The organism is Nocardia sp. NPDC058244 (assembly GCF_042882065.1).
In the GTDB taxonomy this organism is placed as follows: Bacteria; Actinomycetota; Actinomycetes; order Mycobacteriales; family Mycobacteriaceae; genus Nocardia.
The window spans coordinates 433,778-452,422 of record NZ_JBHVWX010000006.1 but is presented as its reverse complement, the minus strand read 5'-3'; the positions used below and the strand labels follow the sequence as shown (position 1 = coordinate 452,422).

Genomic DNA, 18,645 nt, shown 5'->3' with positions numbered 1-18,645 from the left:
GGACGGGGCGGGCGCGACGGGAAACTACAGCGAGTGCACCAGGTCCACGAGCGCGGTCAGCACGCCCGGATCGGTCTCGGGCTGCACGCCGTGGCCGAGGTTGAAGATGTGGCCGGTCGCGCCGAGGGTGATGGCGTCGTCGGCCTCGCGCAGGATGCGGCGGGTCTCGGCCTCGACCGCGTCGAACCCGGCGAACAGGATCGCCGGATCCAGGTTGCCCTGCAAGCCTTTTCCGGCGCCGACGCGGCGCACGGCCTCGGTGAGCGGCACCCGCCAGTCGACGCCGACCACGTCCGCGCCCGCCTCGCCCATCGCCCCGAGCAGCTCGCCGGTGCCGACTCCGAAGTGGATGCGCGGCACGCCGGCGGCGGCGACCTCGGCGAACACCCGTTCCGAATGCGGCAGCACGAACTCGCGGTAGTCGGCCAGCGACAGCGCGCCCGCCCAGGAGTCGAACAGCTGCACCGCGTCGACCCCGGCGGCCAGCTGGGCCTGCAGGAACGCGATGGTGATGTCGGTGAGCGTGCCGAGCAGGGCGTGCCAGGTCTTCGGGTCGGCGTGCATCATCGCCTTGGTGCGCTCGTGCTGCTTGCTCGGCCCGCCCTCGACCAGGTAGGACGCCAGGGTGAACGGCGCGCCGGCGAACCCGATGAGCGGGGTGTCGCCGAGCGCGTCGGTGAGCAGGCGCACGCCCTCGGCGACCGCGCCGACCTCTTCGGGCCGCAGCCGCGGCAGGGCCCGCACATCGGCCTCGGTCCGCACCGGCGAGGCGACGACGGGGCCGACGCCCGGCACGATGTCGAGGTCGATGCCCGCCGCCTTGAGCGGAACGACGATGTCGGAGAACAGGATTGCCGCGTCGACGCCGTGGCGGCGGATCGGCTGCATGGTGATCTCACACACCAGCTCGGGGTCGAAGCAGGACTCGAGCATGCCGATGCCCTTGCGCAGCTCCCGGTACTCGGGCAGCGAGCGGCCCGCCTGGCGCATGAACCACACGGGGCGCCTGCTGGGCGTCGCGCCGGTGGCGGCGGCCAGGAAGGGGGCATCGGTCAACCGGCGGCGGGTGTAAGTGCTCATCACCGCCCATCCTAAGCGGCCATCGATGCCGGCTCCGGAGCGCCACCTCACCCCGATCGGGTGGGCTATCCCGCCACGACCACGGATCGCCGACGGAAATCCCCCGCGTCGCGTATCGCGCATCCCATCGACGCCGAGAATGCGCCCTGCGCAACACAGCCCGCGCACGACGCGCACAGGCGGCGCGCCTCCGACGACGCCGGGCACGCACGGTCTACCGTTTCTCCTCGTGACACCGCTCGACATCCGCGACGGCGCCGCACCGACCGGGGGAACGCCCCGCGAGCCTGCTTCTTTCCGGGCGGCGGTCGATGCGATGGGCACCGCAACCGTGCACCCTCGAATCGAGCTGGCGCCTATCCGTCCCCCGCAACGGTTGGCGCCGTTCTCCTATGCGCTCGGCGCCGAGGTCACCCACCCCGACAGCGCCATCGTGCCGATCGATTCCGAGGGCGACGCCTTCGGCAGGCTGATCCTGCTGCACGATCCGGACGGCGACGAGGCCTGGCACGGTGTGTTCCGGCTGGTCGCCTACATCCAGGCCGACATCGATGCCGCGCTCGCCGCCGACCCGCTGCTGCCCGAGGTGGCGTGGAGCTGGCTGGTCGACTCCCTGGAGTCGCGCGGCGAGCCGTTCACCGCCCTCGGCGGCACCGTCACCGCCACCAGTTCGGTCCGCTACGGCGACATCGCGGGCCCGCCGCGGGCCCACCAGCTGGAGCTGCGCGCCTCCTGGACGGCGATGAACACCGAGATGCGGCGGCACGTGGAGGCGTTCTGCGAGGTCCTGGCCTTCGCCGCCGGGCTGCCGCCCGCCGGGATCACCCATTTGCGACCGGAGTCCTATACCCGCACCGATCGCCCTTGATCGCCACGTAGAGTTCACGTTTATGCCGGTCGCCGAGGATCCAACCGCAGCAGAGCCCCTGCTCGCCCCCGCCGAGGGGGTGCCACCCGTGCTGGCGACCGCCGACGAGGTCGCCGCGGCGGCCCGCACGCTGGCCGCCGGCACCGGTCCGCTGGCCGTCGACGCCGAGCGTGCGTCCGGTTTCCGCTACTCGGCGCGGGCGTATCTGATCCAGCTGCGCCGCGCGGACGCGGGCTCCTTCCTGATCGATCCGATCCCGGTGACCGACGCGCTGACCCCGCTGGCCGAGGCGATCAACCCGCTCGAATGGGTATTGCACTCGGCCGACCAGGATCTGCCCGGCCTGGCCGAACTCGGGCTGCGCCCGGCCCGGCTGTTCGACACCGAGCTCGGCGGCCGGATCGCCGGCTACGAGCGCGTCGGCCTGGCCGCGATGGTGGAGAACCTGCTGGGCCGCTCGCTGCGCAAGGGACACGGCGCCGCCGACTGGTCGACCCGCCCGCTGCCCGACGAATGGCTCAACTACGCCGCCCTGGACGTGGAACTGCTGCTGGAACTGCGCGACACCGTCGCCGCCGATCTCACCGACCAGGGCAAGATCGAGTGGGCCGCCGAGGAATTCGAGCACGTCCGCACCATGGACCCGCCCGCGCCGAAGGCCGATCGCTGGCGGCGCACCTCTGGCATCCACACCCTGCGGCGCCCGCGTCAGCTGGCGATCGTGCGGGAACTGTGGACCACCCGCGACGAGCTGGCCCGCGCCCGCGATGTCGCGCCCGCCCGCATCCTGCCCGATGCGGCGATCGTGGCCGCGGCCACCGGCGAACCGCGCAGCATCGCCCAGCTGCGCACCCTGCCGGTCTTCGGCGGCCCGCGCCAGCGCCGCTACTCCCGTGACTGGCTGGCCGCGGTCGAACGCGGCCGCACCCTGCCGGACAAGGAACTCCCCCCGCTGACGCTGCCCTTCGACGGTCCGCCCCCGGTCAACCGCTGGGAACGCCGCGACCCCGCCGCCGCGGCCCGCCTGACCACCGCGCGCGGCGCGATGGGCGAGCTGTCTACCGAGTACGCCATCCCGGTCGAGAACCTGCTCTCCCCCGATCTGGTCCGCAGGCTGTGCTGGGACGGGCTGCCCGACTACAAGAACGTCGGCGAGCCCGACGAGCTGTCGGCCACGATCGAGGAGTTCCTGCGCGCGGGCGGCGCCCGGCCGTGGCAGCGCGCGCTGGCCGTGCCCGCGTTGACCAAGGCGCTGACCCCCGACGCCTAGCGCCTCGGCCCCACCGCTGGACGCGGCAGGGCCGAGGGCGCCGGACACCGATCAGGGAGCGGGCTGCGCCTGCTCGACGAACCGGTTGGTGTAGGTGGCCGCGAGGTCGATCCGGTCGCGGACCGGGGCCACATTGCGCGAGTACTGACCGAGGATGCGCAGAACGTTCTGGGCGCCTTCGGTTTTCATGAGCCCGTCACCGTTGAACATGCCGATCGAGTCCCGGATCGACTGCACGTAGAGGGCCGGATCGCTGCCCGCGTACTGCGAGGGCATCGTCGCGGCGATCTCCTCCGGGGTGTGGGTGTCGATCCAGCGCAGGGTCTGCACGAACGCGTTCGCCAGCTTCTGCACGATCTCCGGATGCGCGGCGACGGTGTCGCACTTCATGTACAGCGAGGAGGCCGGGTACAGGCCGCCGAGCGCGGCGCGGGTGCCTTCCTCGTTGCGCATGTCGGTGAGGATCTTGGCGTCGCCGGACTGCACCATCTTGGCCACGGTCGGGTCGGTGGTCATGCCCGCGTCGATGCCGTCGTGGTTCATGCCGGCGATGAAGGTCTGGCCCGCACCGACTTTCACCCGGGTGTAGTCGGAGGTGCCCAGGCCGGCCTGGCCCGCCAGCGCCTGGGTGAGGAAGTCGGTGGACGAGCCCAGCGAGGTGACGCCGAGTTTGCGGCCACGGAAGTCGGCCGGGGTACGGATGTCCTCGGCGTCGGCGGTGGCGACCAGTTCCACCTCCCCCGGCACATCGGCGAACTGGACCACGGTCTGCAGGCACTGGTCCTTGGCCTGCAGGTCGATGGTGTGGTCGTAGAAGCCGACCACGGCCTGCACGTCGCCGGTGAGCAGCGCGGTCTCGGCGCTGGCGCCGGACTGTTCGCCGAGCAGCTTCACGTCGAGGTCGTTGGCATCGAAGGCGCCGAGCTGCTGAGCCAGCATGGCGGGCAGGTAGATCACCTTCTCCAAGCCGCCCACCATGATGGTGATCTGGGGCCTGCCGTCGGCCATCGGGATGGTGCGCGAGTCACGGCAGCCGGTGGCCAGCAGCAGCGAGCTGATCGCGAGCAGGGCGACGGCGAGAGTCTTGCGGTACCTCATCGCCTACACCCCGTGCCCGGACTGCGCCTGCGAGGGACGCCATTTCAGCAGCCGGTTCTCCGCGACGCCGATCAGCCACTCCGCCATCAGCGCGACCACGGTGATGATGATCATGCCCGCGTAGATGCCCGCCGCGTCGAAGGTGCCCTGCGCGTTGGAGATCAGCAGACCCAAACCCTTACTGGCACCGGCATATTCGCCGACGACCGCGCCGATCAGCGCGAAGCCGAAGGCGGTGTGCAGGCTGGACAGGATCCAGGTGGTGGCGCTGGGCAGCACGATCGACCCGAGGATCTGGCGCTTGCTCGCGCCGAGGATGCGCGCGTTGTTGATGACATTGCCGTCGACCTCCCTGGCGCCGGTGAAGGCGTTGAAGAACACCGCGAAGAACACCAGCACCACCACGGTCGCCACCTTGGACTCCAGGCCGAGACCGAACCAGATGATGAACAGCGAGGCCAGCACGATGCGCGGAACGGCGTTGAGCGCCTTGATGAACGGCGCGAGCACATCGGCCCAGTAGCGGCTGCGGCCCAGCAGCGTGCCCAGGACGACACCGGCCACGGTGCCGATCACGAAACCGAGCACGGCTTCCTGCACGGTGGTGAAGATCTGCAGCCAGATCGAGCCGAACTGCGTTCCCTCGGTGAACCATTCGACCAGCCGGTCCCAGATGAGCGAGGGCTTGGAGTAGAAGAACGGGTCGATCCACACGCTGGCGACCAGTTCCCACGAACCCAGCCACAGCGCGATGAGCGCGGCCCGCAGGCCCCACACCCGCAGCTTGGACCTGCGGTGTCTCGCCTTGACCCGGGCCAGGATCTGGTCCTCGGTCTCCGCCTCGACCTCCGGCACGGTGACCGCGATCTTGTCCATCGTCTCAAGCGACACGGGTCGCTCCCTTCGTGCGCGCCGCCTCGACCTGATCGCGCAGCGTTTCCCAGATTTCCTTGTAGAGGTCGCGGAACTCCTCGGTGAGGCGCACCTCTTCGACATTGCGCGGCCGCTCGAGGGTGACGCGGAAGTCGCCGCACACCGTCGCCGGGCTCGCGGTCATCACCACGACCCGATCGGCCAGGGCGATGGCCTCCTCGAGGTCGTGGGTCACGAAGATCACCGCGGCGTCGGTGCCGGCCCACACGCGCAGCAGTTCGTCCTGCATGAGCTGGCGGGTCTGCACGTCGAGCGCGCTGAACGGCTCGTCCATGAGGATGATCTCGGGCTCGTTGACCAGCGTCTGGGCCAGTGCGACGCGCTTGCGCATGCCGCCGGAGAGCTGGTGCGGGTAGTAGTCCTCGAACCCGGCCAGGCCGACGATGCGCACCCATTCGGCGGCCTTCGCCTTGGCCTGCGCCTTCGACACGCCACGGAAGCGCGGGCCGAGCGCGACATTGTCGATGACGCTGCGCCAGGGCAGCACCGCGTCCTGCTGGAACATGTAGCCGATGCCGTCGGGGATGCCGTCGACGTCCTTGCCGCGCACCAGCGTCCGGCCCGCCGAGGTCGGCTCGAGGCCGGACACCAGCGAGAGGGTGGTGGACTTGCCACACCCGGTCGGGCCGACCACGGCGACGAATTCGCCCGCCGCGACCGTGAAGTCGATGTTCTTCACCGCCGTGTGGATGCCACCGTCGGTTCCGGGGAAGCGCTTCGTCGCGCCCCGGAGTTCGATGAGTGGATTGCTCATTGCTGCTCCTGTGTCCGGCGCCGCTGCTGTGATGTGCGGCCGCTATCGAAAGATAAGTGGGCTGGGTCACAGGGCGCGCGCTTGTGCGCACAACCAGCGCAACCAGCGATTCCGCAGGTTCTGCGCATTGTGCTCACGCGTTCGGGGCGTGCCTAGACTGAGCCGGTGAGGCTGTTCCCCCGGGGCGTCCGGCTGCGGACGCAGATCGTGTTGCTGCAGGTCGCGCTGGTCGCGCTGACCCTGGGGCTCGCGTTCGGGGTGTTCGCCTACCTCAGCGATCAGCGGCTCACCGCCGAGTACGGGCAGCGGGCGCTGGCGATCGCGCGGACCGTCGCCAGTGATCCGGTGGTGCGCGCGGAGGTCGCCCGGTACGCGGCCCTGCCGCTGACGCCGGGACCGTCACTGCGCGCCGAGCTCGTGGCCGGGGACCTCGAGCGGACCGCCGAGGCGGCGCGGCAGCGCACCGGCGCGCTGTTCGTGGTGATCACCGACGAGGCCGGGTTGCGCCTGGCCCATCCGGACCCGACCCGGCTCGGCGAGATGGTGAGCACCGATCCGTCGCAGGCGCTGGGCGGGGCCGAGGTGGTGATCAGCGAGCACGGCACGCTCGGCGACTCGGTGCGCGCGAAAGTGCCGGTGCGCGCGCCGGATTCGGATCGGGTGGTCGGGGAGGTGAGTGTCGGCATCTCGACCGAGGCGGTGGGCGAGCAGCTGAGCAGCGACCTGAGCAAGGCCGGGGTGCTGGTGCTCGGCGCGCTCTTCGCCGGCATCGCGGGGTCGATCCTGCTGGCCCGGCGCTGGCACGGGCTGACGCTGGGCCTGCAACCCGCGGAGCTGGCCGAACTGGTGCGCGAACAGGATGTGGTGCTGCACGGCATCGGGGTGGGCGTGGTCGCGGTCGACGACCGGTGGCGCACCACGGTGATCAACGACGAGGCGCGCGCCCTGCTCGGGATCGAGGGCGAGAGCGGGCGCCCGGTGGAGACGATCGGGCTCACCGCCCGCGTGCTCGCGGCGTTCCGGGCCGCCGACGGGCTCCCGGTCCAGGCCGCGGTCGGTGACCGGATCGTGGTGGTCACCGCGCGAATGGTCACCCGCGACGGGCGCTCGCTGGGCGCGGTGCTCGATGTGCGCGACCGCACCGATGTCGAATCGCTGACCCGCCAACTCGACGCCGTGCGGTCGATGAGCACCGTCCTGCGCGCCCAGCGCCACGAATTCGCCAACCGGCTGCACCTGCTCAGCGGGCTGCTGCACGGCGACCGGCCCGGCGAGGCCGCGCGCTACATCGACGAGTTGCTCGGCTCCGGCCCCCTCGGCGCCGCCATGCCGGGCATCGATGCCGTCCGCGACCCGTACCTGCAAGCGTTCCTCGCCGCCAAAGCCGCGCACGCCAGGGAGAACGGAGTCCAGCTGCGGTTGGGGCCGAACACCTGGGTCGACGCGAATCTCGCTGCGCCGGTGGATGTCACGACCGTCCTGGGCAATCTGCTCGACAATGCGATCGACGCGGTACGGCCGAGTGCCCCGCCGGTTGCCATGGACGACGCGACCCAGAACTCGCCGTATGTCGCCGGTGTCGACCCCGATACGACAGCGGCGCCCGCCCCCGAGGTGACCGCGCTGCCCCCGGTCGACGCGACCCGCCGATCGCGTGCCGAGTGCGGTTCGCGCTTCGCCGCTTCCGCGGCGGTGGTGGAAGTCGAACTGGTGCAGGAGGGTTCGACGCTGCACATCACGGTGGCCGACAGTGGCGGCGGGGTGGCGCCGGATCTGGTGGACGCTCTGTTCGCGGACGGGGTGTCGACCAAGCCGGGGGTGGGGGTGCCGGGCGGGCGCGGGGTGGGACTCACGCTGTCCAGGCAGGTGGCCAGGGCACTCGGCGGGGATGTGTGGCTGGCGTCGGCGGGGACGCCCGGCGGGGCGCTGACCGGGGCGGAGTTCATCGCGCGCCTGCCGGGCGTGCTGACCGAGGGAGAGCCGACGTGAGCCGGACCGAATTCAGCGTGCTCGTCGTGGACGACGACTTCCGGGTGGCGAACATGCACGCCGGAATCGTCGGGGCGCTGCCGGGATTCACCGTCGGCGCGGTCGTCAACACGGTGGCCGCGGCACGGCAGGCGCTCGCCGAGAACGCCGTCGACCTGGCCCTGGTGGACGTGTACCTGCCCGACGGATCCGGGATCGACCTGGTCCGGGACCTGCGCTGCGACGCCATGATGCTCACCGCCGCCACCGAATCCGCCACGGTGCGGGCGGCGGCATCGGCGGGCGCGCTCGCCTACCTCGTGAAGCCGTTCGACCACACCGTGCTGGCCGCGCGGCTGGCCGGATACGCGCGCTACCGGCGAATCCTGGCGGCGCCGGACGTCACCGCCCGCGACGTCGACGCCGCCTGGGACGCGCTGCGCCCGGCCCCACCCGCACCCGACCGCGCCACCACCGCGTCCTCCCCCACCCGGGAGCTGGTGTTGCGGGCGGCCCAGGCCGCGGACGCGCCGATGTCGGCGGGCGAGATCGCGACCGCGATCGGCATCTCCCGCGCCACCGCCCAGCGCTACCTCGCCGCCCTCGTCACCACCGGCGACCTGCGCATGCGGCTGCGCTACGGCGCGACCGGCCGCCCCGAACAGGAGTACTCCCCCACCCGCCGCACCCCCTGAGCGACGCGACCACACCGTGATCTGTCGTCGGCGCGGCGGCGGCGACGCGCCGTCGCGCCGAGCTCGAGGTGTAGGAACGGTCGCGGTCGGGTATTGAACGGGGTTACGCCCCATACGGTTTGGAGTACGGCCTTGACCGACCCCCGCTTCCCGCAGCCCTATCAGCCGCCCCGATTCCCGCCGGGCCGGCCGGAACCGAGTGCCGTCACCGCGATCTTCGCCGGCATCCTCGGCATTCTCGGCGGATTGCGCGGCGTTTTCGGCGCCGTCGCCATCCCGTTCCTGAACACCGACGCCGACTTCGACCCGACCGGGTTCTGGAGCAAGATCCAAGTGCTGCTGGGGATTTCGGCACTGTGCTCGCTGGTCCTGCTGATCGGCGGGATTCTGATGCTGGCGCGCAAGAAGATCGCCCGCGTCCTGATCGGGGTGGGCGGCGCCGGCACGCTGGCGCTGTCGGTGATCACGACGATCGCGTTGTACAACCATCTGGACGCGCAGGCCGACGACGCGACGTCGGTCACCGTGTCCTTCGATTCCGACCTGAGCGTGCTCAACGCGATCGGGTTCCTGTTCAATATCGCGCTGCTGGTCCTGACCTTCCTGCCGAGCACCGGCCGCTGGCTGGCGCACCGGCGGCCCGCGTACTGACCGAAATTCCCTCGACCCGGCGACCACTCGGCGCTAGCGTGGCTCCTCGCCCGCCGTCACCGTCGAGAGGAACCGCCGTGTCCGAAGCCGAGGCCATCGCCGCCAACCGCGCGAACTGGGACGACCGGGCCGATGTGCACGCGCGCTCGCGGATGTACGACGTCGACGCCTTCCTGGCCGATCCGGCCGCGATCTCGTCGGTGGTGCGCAACGACCTCGCCGTCCTGGCGCCCCATCTGCCCGGCACCGGGATCACCGGGCGCTCGCTGCTGCACCTGCAATGCCACATCGGCACCGACACGGTGTCCTGGGCCCGGCTGGGCGCGATCGAGGTGCACGGGCTCGACCTGTCGCCGAACTCGCTGCGGCACGCGGCGCGCATCGCCGCGACCGACGGTCGCGACATCACCTGGGTCGAGGGCGACGCGCGCTACGCCTCCTCGGTGCTCGACCGGACTTTCGACACCATCGTGACCAGCGCGGGCACCATCGTCTGGCTGCCGGAGCTGACCGCGTGGGCCCGCTCCATCCGCGACCTGCTCGTCCCCGGCGGCGTGTTCGTCCTTCGTGACGACCACCCGATCCTGGGCGCGATGGAGTTCGGGCCGTGGGAGATCAACGACGACTATCTCGCCGGCGGCGGTACCCGCACCTACTCCGACGCGGGCACCTACACCGAGGACTCCGCGGGCTCGATCACCCACACCACCAATCACGAATGGCGGCACGACCTGGGCGAGGTCGTGGGCGCGCTGCTCGGCGCGGGCTTGCGGATCGAGGCGCTACACGAACTGCCGTACATGGATTGGCGCCCGTTCGACGAACTCGTCGCCGACGAACGGGGCTGGACGCTCCCGCCGGGGGCGCCGCGCATCCCGCTGAACTTCGCCGTCGTCGCCCGGCGGCCCTGAACGCGCCGCGCGCCCGGTGGCACTCACCGGGCGCGCGGGATGCGGGCGTCAGCGCGACTGCAGCCAGCCGCCGATGCGCTGGGCGATGGCGTCGGCGGTCAGTCCCAGTTCCTCGAGGATCTCCCCGCGCGAGGCGTGGTCCAGGAACTGCTGGGGCACACCGAGATCGCGGGTCGGCACGTCGAGACCGGCGTCGCGCAGACGCGCCGAGAGCGTGGACCCGATGCCACCGTGCAGGCCGCCGTCCTCGACGGTGACGACGAGACGGTAGTTCTCGGCCATCTTGACCAGCGTGTCCGACACCGGGATGACCCAGCGCGGGTCGACGACGGTGACCGAGATGCCCTGCGGCTCCAGGAGTTCGGCGACCCGCATGGCGGTCTCGGCGAACGGGCCGACCGCCACGAGCAGGACATCGCCGTGCTGGGCCTGCGCCGAGCCCGCGGCCGGGACCGCCAGGCGCAGCACGTCGACGCCGTCGAGCCGCTCCACCGCGGTGATGTCCTCGGCGACACTGCCTTTCGGGAACCGCAGCACCGTCGGGCCGTCGGAGATCGCCAGCGCCTCGGCGAGTTCCTCGCGCAGGGTGGCGCCGTCGCGCGGGGCGGCGACCCGGATGCCGGGGATGATGCCGAGCAGCGAGAAGTCCCACATGCCGTTGTGGCTGGCGCCGTCGGGGCCGGTGATGCCCGCGCGGTCCAGCACCACCGTGACCGGCTGCTTGAGCAGCGCGACATCCATCAGCAGCTGATCGAACGCGCGGTTGAGGAAGGTGGAGTAGATCGCGACGACCGGGTGCATACCGCCCAGCGCCAGCCCCGCCGCCGAGGCCATCGCGTGCTGCTCGGCGATGCCCACGTCGAACATGCGGTGCGGGAAACGCTCGCCGAAGGGCGCCAGGCCGGTGGGGCCGGGCATGGCCGCGGTGATGGCGACGATGTCCTCGCGCCGCGACGCGTGGTCGATGAGCTCCTCGGAGAACACCGCGGTCCAGCCCTTGGCCTTCTTGCCCGCGAGCGGGCGGCCGGTGAGCGGGTCGATCGGATCGCAGGCGTGCATCTGGTCGGCGACATGGTTCTCGGCGTGCTCGTAGCCATTGCCCTTGCGGGTGACCACGTGCACGACGACCGGTCCGCCGAAGTCCTTGGCGCGCCGCATGGCCGCCTCGAGCGCGACCAGGTCGTGGCCGTCGACCGGGCCGACGTACTTCATGCCCAGATCGGAGAACAGCTCCTGCGGGCTCACCGCGTCCTTGATCCCCGCCTTGAGCGCGTGGACCATCGAGTACGCCGAATCCCCCACCGCGGGAATGCTCTTGAGCAGACGCTTCCCGGCGTCGAGGGCGTGCTCGTAGGCGGGCTGGGTGCGCAGCGCGGTCAGCCGGTCGGCGAGGCCGCCGATGGTCGGCGCGTAGGAGCGGCCGTTGTCGTTGACCACGACCACCACCGGGCGGTCGGGCGCGCCCGCGATGTTGTTGAGCGCCTCCCAGCACATGCCGCCGGTGAGCGCGCCGTCACCGACGACGGCGACGACGGTGCGGTTCTGCTCGCTCAGCGCGAACGCCTTGGCCAGACCGTCGGCGTAGGACAGCGCCGCCGAGGCGTGCGAGGACTCCACCCAGTCGTGTTCGCTCTCGGCCCGGCTCGGGTAGCCCGACAGGCCGTCGCGCATGCGCAGCGAGTCGAACCGGTCCTTGCGGCCGGTGAGGATCTTGTGCACGTAGGCCTGATGGCCGGTGTCGAAGATCAGCGGATCGGCCGGGGAGTCGAAGATCCGGTGTAGCGCGATGGTCAGTTCGACCACGCCTAGGTTGGGGCCGAGGTGGCCTCCGGTGGCGGCGACCTTCTGCACCAGGAACTCGCGGATCTCGTCCGCCAGATCCCGCAGTTGCGGCACGCTCAGCCGGCGCAGATCTTCGGGTGAATCCACCCGCGACAGCACTCCCACCTGAACTCGCTCCCTCCGGACTACTGTGTGATCCGCCCAGTGTATTTGGCCGCGCGAGCGGCCCCGGCTCGCGGCCCCTTCCGGGCGCCTCGCGCCGAGGATCACAGTCGGGGCGCCGGTCGGCGCGGCACGCCGCTGAACAGGGCGCGCCGCCACCTGACGCCGTCACGACGGGCCGCGATCGCCTGTGAGGACTATCTCCCCCGCGCGCCCCCACGGGACCGGCCACACGGCGTCCTAGAGTGGCGCTGTGGCCGAACCGGACGGTGTTGCGCGCACGATCGACCCCGGCGTGGTGGCGGCCATGCTCGACGAGGTGTACGCGGTCTGCCGGGACGACACCTCTGGCGCGCCCGCCGACTACATTCCCGAACTGGCCGCGGTCGCGCCCGACTCGTTCGGGCTGTGCCTGGCCACCGCGGACGGGCTGATCTACCAGGTCGGCGACACCGACATCGGGTTCACCATCCAGTCGATCTCCAAGCCGTTCACCTACGCGCTCGCGCTGGCCGATCGCGGCCTGGACGGGGTGGCCGCGCACATCGACGTCGAGCCGTCGGGCGAGCCGTTCAACGAGATCGCCCTCGAGCCCGACACCCAGCGCCCGAGCAATCCGATGATCAACTCCGGCGCGATCACCGCGGCCTCGCTGATCAGCGGCCGGGACGCCGCCGACAAGTTCGAGCGGGTCCGGCGCTGCTACTCCCGCTTCGCCGGGCGGGAGCTGACGATGGATCAGGCCGTCTACGAGTCCGAGGCGCGCACCGGCTACCGCAACCGCGCGATCGGCTACATGCTGCGCTCGGTCGGCATCATCGACGTCGACCCCGACGACGCGGTCGACCGCTACTTCCGGCAGTGCTCGATCGAGATCACCTGCGCCGATCTGGCCCTGATGGCGGCGACGCTGGCCGACAACGGGGTGAATCCGAAGACCAGGGAGCGGGCGCTGTCGACCGCGCTCACCGAGCGGGTGCTCAGCGTGATGACGACCTGCGGCATGTACAACGCGGCCGGTGACTGGGTGACCACGGTCGGCCTGCCCGCCAAGAGCGGCGTCGGCGGCGGGATCATCGCCGTGCTGCCCGGCCAGCTCGGGATCTCGGTGTACTCCCCGCGCCTGGACGCCCAGGGCAACAGCGTGCGTGGCGTCGCGGCCTGCCGGGAGCTGTCCCGGCGGCTCGAACTGCACTTCTGTCACGTGACCCGCGCCGCGCGCACCGCCATCCGGGCCGACTACTCGGTCGCGCAGGTGCCCTCGCGGCTGCGCCGCTCCCCCGCCGACGCCGCGGTGCTGGCCGACCACGGCGACCGCGCCCGGGTCTACGAACTGCACGGCGACCTGCTCTTCGCGGGCGCCGAGCGCACGGTGCGCTCCATCGAGAGCAAGGTCGGCGACCTCGACGCCCTGGTCGTCGACCTGCGCCGGGTCGGCGAGGTGAGCGCGGTGGCGCGCGAGATGCTGGCGGCGCTGCAGAACGCACTGGTCCGCCGGGGCTGCCGGGTCGCGCTGGTCGATCCCGAGGCCCGGCTCGGGCACGAGGCGTCGAGCCTGGACCCCGAGGATCCGCGGGGGCGGGTGTTCATCGACCGCGACACCGCGACCGAGTGGTGCGAGGACATCATCCTGACCAGGCACCGCCCGCCGGGCGCCGATCCCCGACGCTCGATCCCGCTCGACGAACACCCGCTGCTGGTCGGCCTCGACCCCGACAATCGCACCCGGCTGGGCAAGGACTTCGAACCGCGGACCATCGCGCGCGGCGAGGTGATCGCCGAGCGGGGCGACCCGCGCTGCGGACTCTTCCTGATCCTGGAGGGCCGGGTGCGGATGACCTTCCCCGGCACCGACGGGCGCGTGCACCGGCTGGTGACGCTGTCGGCGGGGATGTCGTTCGGCGAGATCCCGATGCTGCTCGGGCAGCCGTTCGTCAACGAGATCATCGCCGAGACGCCGGTGCGGGTGGCGGTGATGCGGCCGGAGATCTTCGATCAGCTCACCCACGACCACCCGCAGCTGAAACTGGCCCTGCTGCAACGCCTCGCCGCGGGCGCGTACGCGCAGATGGAAGCCGCGGTGCGGACCCTGTCCGGCAACGCGGGCAACTACTGACGGGGAACTCGGGCCCGCCGCGAGGCGTTGGGCAGCACAGCATCCTTCGACGGACAGGAGTAGCGCGGTGGGCAAGAAGACCTGGCAGGCGAGCACCACGATGGTCGGGCGCGGCACGGTCCGCGCGGTCCCGGATCTGCTCCGGGTCACGCTGTCGGTGGAGTCGCGCGCCGACACCGTCGCCGCCGCCTACGGCCGCGCCGGTGATCGGGTGAGCGCCGTCGTCGCCGCCCTGCGCGCGGCCGGGGTGAGCGACGCCGACATGGCCACCAGCGGGCTGAGCGTGCGCACCGAGACGGTCTACACCGATCAGGGACGCAGCGAGATCTCCGGCTACCTGGCCACCACCGGGCTCAGCATCGCCCTGCGTGAGGGCACCGGCACCGAGCCCGCCGAAACCGTGGCGGCCGCGGTGACCGCGGGCGGCGACGATGTCCGCCTGGGCGGCCTGACCCGGGGGATCGCCGATCCCGAGCCGCTGCTCGCGCAGGCCCGCGACGCCGCCTTCGACGACGCGAAGACCAAGGCCGAGCAGTACGCCGCCCGCGCGGGCGTCAGCCTGGGCGCGGTCGTGCAGATCACAGAGGACACGGCCGTGCCGCTCCCCCGCGCCTACGACATCAGCGCCGAGATGGACAGCGCGCCGATGCTCATGGCCCGCGCGAGCTCCCCGGTGCCGGTGGTTCCCGGCGAGACCGAGATCGGCGCGACTGTCCGGGTCACCTGGGCTCTGGACTGATCCGGGTTCGGTGGCCGTGGGACCGGCCGTACCCGGCGGCGGCGTCCGCTGAGCGCCCAGCGGGGGCCATTGTCCGCGGTAGTCCACCGACTCCTCAGCGGTCGAGCAGCGCGACGCATTCGACGTGGTGAGTGGCCGGGAACGCGTCGAAGGCGCGCAGCTCGGCCAGATGATAGCCCGCGTCGAGATACAAGCCGAGGTCGCGCGCGAACGACGCCGGGTCGCAGCCGATGTGGACGATCCGGCGGGGATCGGCGTCGGTGACCGCGGCCACGATCTCCTTGCCCGCGCCCGCGCGCGGCGGATCGAGGACAACGACATCGGGCCCGCCCCCGTCGCCCCGGGTGCGCACCCAGCGTTCGACGCGGTCGGCGCTCAGTTCCAGCCACGGCAGATCGCGCAGGGCGGCGACACCGTCGGCGACAGCGGAGCGCGCCGATTCGACGGCGGCGACCGCACCGGTCTGCCCGGTCTGCTCGGCCAGGCGCGCCGCGAACACCCCGACACCGCTGTAGAGATCCCAGCCGGAGCCGCCGGGCGCCAGCCCCGACCACTCCGCGACGAGGTCCGAATAGCATTGCGCGGCACCGCGATGCGCCTGCCAGAAGCCCGTGGCCGAGAGTTCCCAGCGCCGGCCCGCCACGTATTCCACGGCCCGGCCGGTGCCCGCCATCACCCACTCCTCGCGGGGCGCGTTGGTGGCCGACTTGCGGGCGGCGGCCCGGTCCCGGACCGCGCCGCGCTCGTCACCGCCGGGGCCGCCGGACTCCCGGCGACGAGTCGGTCGCTGACCACGGCCGCGGCCGGCGCCCCGTGGCGTCGCCGGGCGGCCGCCGGGCTGCGCGGTGTCGGGCACCGCGGCCAGTTCCACGATGTGGCGCACACCGTCGCCGTCGACGGCGACGACCAGGTCCGAGCCCGGCGTCCAGAGCCGGTCGGCGATGCCGTCGAGCGCGCCCGGCACCGGCTGCGGGCACCGCAGGTCCGCGATCACGTCGGTGCTGCGGAACCGGTGCACCCCGGCCCGGCCCGCCCCGTCGACGACCAGCCGCACACGCGTGCGCCAGCCACCGGTGCCCGTGCCGGCGTCTCCGGCGATCGGCTCGACCGTCACCTCCCGGTCCACCCCGGCCAGCCTGCGCAGCTGCTCGGCCACCACGGTGGCCTTGAGCGCGCGCTGCGCGGCGGGGGTCGCGAAGGAGAAATCGCAGCAGCCCGCGCCGCCCGGCCCGGACACCGGGCAGGTGGCGGGCACCCGATCCGGCGACGCCTCGATGATCTCGACCGCGTCGGCCCGGCAGAACGATCCGCCGCGATCCTCGGTGACCCGCGCGCGCACCAGCTCGCCCGGCAGGCCGTGGCGCACGAACACCACGCGGCCCTCGTGCCTGCCGACACAGAATCCGCCGTGTCCCGGCGGCCCGAGCCGGATCTCGAACTCCTGTCCGCGCCACTCGCTCATCGGCGACGACCCGGCTCTTCGAACCCGCGCCGCACCGACCCCGGCGCGTTCCCCTCGGCGGCCTGCTTGGCGCGGGCGGAGGAACTGAGCTGCCACGGCACACTGGTGACCATCACGCCCGGCTCGAACAGCAGCCTGCCCTTGAGCCGCAGCGCGGACTGGTTGTGCAGCACCTGCTCCCACCAGTGCCCGACGACGTACTCGGGGATGAACACGGTGACCACATCGCGCGGCGCGTCCTTGCGGACCCGCTTGACGTAGTCCAGCACGGGCTTGGTGATCTCGCGGTACGGCGATTCGATCACCTTCAGCGGGACGTTGATCTCGCTGTTCTCCCACTCGCGCACCAGCCGGCGGGTATCGGCGTCGTCGACGTTGACCGTGATCGCCTCGAGCGTGTCCGGGCGGGTCGCGCGGGCGTAGGCCAGCGCGCGCCGGGTCGGCAGGTGCAGTTTGGAGACCAGCACGATGGAGTGGGTGCGGCTGGGCAGCACGCCGTCCCAATCGGATTCGTCGAGTTCGCGCGAGACCGAGTCGTAGTGCTTGCGGATGAGCTTCATCACGATGAAGATCGCCACCATCGTGATGATCGCGATGTACGCGCCCGCGAAGAACTTGGTGATCAGCACGATCACCAGCACGGTGCCGGTCGCGGTGAGGCCGACCGCGTTGATCACCCTGGACCGCTTCATCTTCGAGCGCTGCGCCGGATCGGTCTCGGTGCGCAGCAGCCGGGTCCAGTGCCGCAGCATGCCGGTCTGGCTCAGCACGAACGAGACGAACACGCCGACGATGTAGAGCTGGATGAGCTTGGTCACCTCGGCGCCGAACAGCACGACGAACGCGATCGCGGCGCCGGACAGGAACAGGATGCCGTTGGAGAAGGCCAGCCGGTCGCCGCGGGTGTGCAGCTGACGCGGCAGGTAGCGGTCCTGGGCGAGGATCGAGCCGAGCACCGGGAAACCGTTGAACGCGGTGTTGGCGGCCAGCACCAGGATCAGCGCGGTGACGATGGTGATGAAGAAGAAGCCGATCGGGAAGCCGTGGAAGACGCTCTCGGCGATCTGCGCGATCAGGGTCTTCTGGTGGTAGTCGGCGGGCGCCCCGACCAGGTTCGCGGTGTCGTGGGCGTAGACGATGCCGATCTTCTGCGCCAGGATGATGATGCCCATCAGCAGCACGATCGCGATGGTGCCCAGCATGAGCAGCGTGGTCGCGGCATTGCGCGACTTGGGCTTGCGGAAGGCGGGCACGCCGTTGCTGATCGCCTCGACACCGGTCAGCGCGGCACAGCCGGAGGAGAAGGCGCGGGCGATGAGGAAGGCGAAGGCCAGCCCGTAGAGGTGCTCGTCCTCGGCGTTGAGCCCGAACCCGGCCGATTCGGCCTGGATGTCGTCGCCCAGCACGAAGATCCGGAACATGCCCCAGCCCAGCATGACGAACATGCCGACGATGAAGGCGTAGGTCGGGATCGCGAACGCGGTGCCGGATTCGCGGATACCGCGCAGATTGATCGCGGTGAGGATCGCGATCGCCACCACCGCGAACAGCACCTTGTGCGTCGCGACGAACGGGATCGCCGAGCCGATGTTGGAGGCCGCCGAGGAGATCGACACCGCCACCGTGAGCACGTAGTCGACCAGCAGCGCGCTGCCGACGGTCAGTCCGGCGTTGGGGCCCAGGTTCTTCGTCGCGACCTCGTAGTCGCCACCGCCGGAGGGGTAGGCGTGCACGTTCTGCCGGTAGCTGGCGACCACCACGGCCATCACGAACGCGACGGCAACGCCCACCCAGGGGGCGTACATGTAGGCCGAGATACCCGCCGCCGAGAGGACCAGGAAGATCTCCTCCGGCGCGTAGGCCACCGACGACATCGCGTCGGAGGCGAACACCGGGAGAGCGATACGTTTGGGCAACAGCGTGTGGCCGAGCGAATCGCTGCGGAACGGCCTGCCGAGCAGCAATCGCTTGGCTGCCGTCGTCAACTTGGACACCGGGCTGAGCATAGAGGAGATCGCGGCCGCCTTCGCGCGCACGTCGGCGGCGCACGAGGGCGGTGTCGTGATTGTTTGTGCCGCGTCGCCCGGGGGAAAATGGGCGATGGGAGCATCCGGCGGGTACGGTCCAAGCCGGATGCCACGGGTTGGCCAGGAACG

15 protein-coding genes are annotated in these 18,645 nt (G+C 71.4%); 8 read left to right on the top strand and 7 right to left on the bottom strand.

Going from position 1 to position 18,645, the window contains the following annotated elements:
* Nucleotides 1-24: 24 nt before the first annotated feature.
* Entirely contained in the window at nucleotides 25-1,080 is a 1,056-nt protein-coding gene (gene hemE / locus ACFVW6_RS21535; protein WP_355277481.1) for a uroporphyrinogen decarboxylase, read from the bottom strand.
* A gap of 316 nt (nucleotides 1,081-1,396) precedes the next feature.
* Here hemE and ACFVW6_RS21530 point away from each other — a divergent pair, with 316 nt between their 5' ends.
* A complete protein-coding gene (locus ACFVW6_RS21530; protein WP_357345715.1) occupies nucleotides 1,397-1,948 on the top strand; it encodes a DUF3000 domain-containing protein in 552 nt (183 codons plus the stop codon).
* Nucleotides 1,949-1,970: 22 nt separating this feature from the next.
* Entirely contained in the window at nucleotides 1,971-3,218 is a 1,248-nt protein-coding gene (locus tag ACFVW6_RS21525; protein WP_365006850.1) for an HRDC domain-containing protein, read from the top strand.
* A gap of 51 nt (nucleotides 3,219-3,269) precedes the next feature.
* On the opposite strand, the gene ACFVW6_RS21520 is transcribed toward ACFVW6_RS21525, so the two are convergent.
* The 3 genes from ACFVW6_RS21520 to ACFVW6_RS21510 are packed head-to-tail and all read right to left on the bottom strand — an operon-like array spanning nucleotide 3,270 to nucleotide 6,003.
* The gene (locus ACFVW6_RS21520) at nucleotides 3,270-4,316 is read right to left on the bottom strand and encodes an ABC transporter substrate-binding protein (RefSeq protein ID WP_378831084.1); all 1,047 of its coding nucleotides are present in this window, start codon (nucleotides 4,314-4,316) and stop codon (nucleotides 3,270-3,272) included.
* Nucleotides 4,317-4,319: 3 nt separating this feature from the next.
* Nucleotides 4,320-5,207, bottom strand: a complete 888-nt coding sequence (locus tag ACFVW6_RS21515) for an ABC transporter permease (RefSeq protein WP_378831086.1) — start codon at nucleotides 5,205-5,207, stop codon at nucleotides 4,320-4,322.
* Entirely contained in the window at nucleotides 5,197-6,003 is an 807-nt protein-coding gene (locus tag ACFVW6_RS21510) for an ABC transporter ATP-binding protein (protein ID WP_355277492.1), read from the bottom strand. Before ACFVW6_RS21510 ends, ACFVW6_RS21515 begins: the two co-directional genes overlap by 11 nt.
* Nucleotides 6,004-6,168: 165 nt before the next feature.
* Here ACFVW6_RS21510 and ACFVW6_RS21505 point away from each other — a divergent pair, with 165 nt between their 5' ends.
* The 4 genes from ACFVW6_RS21505 (at nucleotide 6,169) to ACFVW6_RS21490 (ending at nucleotide 10,228) form a co-directional block, all read left to right on the top strand.
* A complete protein-coding gene (locus ACFVW6_RS21505; RefSeq protein ID WP_378831090.1) occupies nucleotides 6,169-7,992 on the top strand; it encodes an ATP-binding protein in 1,824 nt (607 codons plus the stop codon).
* Complete coding sequence (locus ACFVW6_RS21500) at nucleotides 7,989-8,666, top strand: response regulator (protein ID WP_378831092.1); 678 nt, start codon at nucleotides 7,989-7,991, stop codon at nucleotides 8,664-8,666. The genes ACFVW6_RS21505 and ACFVW6_RS21500 overlap by 4 nt, the downstream gene beginning before the upstream one ends.
* 132 nt (nucleotides 8,667-8,798) lie before the next feature.
* Nucleotides 8,799-9,317, top strand: coding sequence for a hypothetical protein (locus ACFVW6_RS21495; RefSeq protein WP_378831095.1), 519 nt, complete (start codon nucleotides 8,799-8,801; stop codon nucleotides 9,315-9,317).
* A 77-nt stretch (nucleotides 9,318-9,394) separates the two neighbouring features.
* The gene (locus ACFVW6_RS21490; protein WP_378831097.1) at nucleotides 9,395-10,228 is read left to right on the top strand and encodes a class I SAM-dependent methyltransferase; all 834 of its coding nucleotides are present in this window, start codon (nucleotides 9,395-9,397) and stop codon (nucleotides 10,226-10,228) included.
* A gap of 48 nt (nucleotides 10,229-10,276) precedes the next feature.
* On the opposite strand, the gene dxs is transcribed toward ACFVW6_RS21490, so the two are convergent.
* Nucleotides 10,277-12,175, bottom strand: coding sequence for a 1-deoxy-D-xylulose-5-phosphate synthase (dxs, locus tag ACFVW6_RS21485; protein ID WP_378831099.1), 1,899 nt, complete (start codon nucleotides 12,173-12,175; stop codon nucleotides 10,277-10,279).
* A 304-nt stretch (nucleotides 12,176-12,479) separates the two neighbouring features.
* On the opposite strand from dxs, the gene glsA reads away from it, so the two are divergent.
* Together glsA and ACFVW6_RS21475 are read left to right on the top strand one after the other, a co-directional pair.
* Nucleotides 12,480-14,288 (top strand): glutaminase A, encoded by a 1,809-nt coding sequence (gene glsA, locus ACFVW6_RS21480; protein ID WP_378831318.1) that lies wholly within the window; start codon nucleotides 12,480-12,482, stop codon nucleotides 14,286-14,288.
* Nucleotides 14,289-14,355: 67 nt separating this feature from the next.
* Nucleotides 14,356-15,027, top strand: a complete 672-nt coding sequence (locus ACFVW6_RS21475; RefSeq protein WP_378831102.1) for an SIMPL domain-containing protein — start codon at nucleotides 14,356-14,358, stop codon at nucleotides 15,025-15,027.
* A 94-nt stretch (nucleotides 15,028-15,121) separates the two neighbouring features.
* Here the strand turns inward: ACFVW6_RS21475 and ACFVW6_RS21470 are convergent, their stop codons facing one another.
* Both ACFVW6_RS21470 and ACFVW6_RS21465 read right to left on the bottom strand, forming a co-directional pair.
* Entirely contained in the window at nucleotides 15,122-16,489 is a 1,368-nt protein-coding gene (locus ACFVW6_RS21470) for a class I SAM-dependent RNA methyltransferase (protein WP_378831104.1), read from the bottom strand.
* A complete protein-coding gene (locus ACFVW6_RS21465) occupies nucleotides 16,486-18,483 on the bottom strand; it encodes an APC family permease (protein ID WP_357344751.1) in 1,998 nt (665 codons plus the stop codon). The genes ACFVW6_RS21470 and ACFVW6_RS21465 overlap by 4 nt, the downstream gene beginning before the upstream one ends.
* Nucleotides 18,484-18,645: the final 162 nt, after the last annotated feature.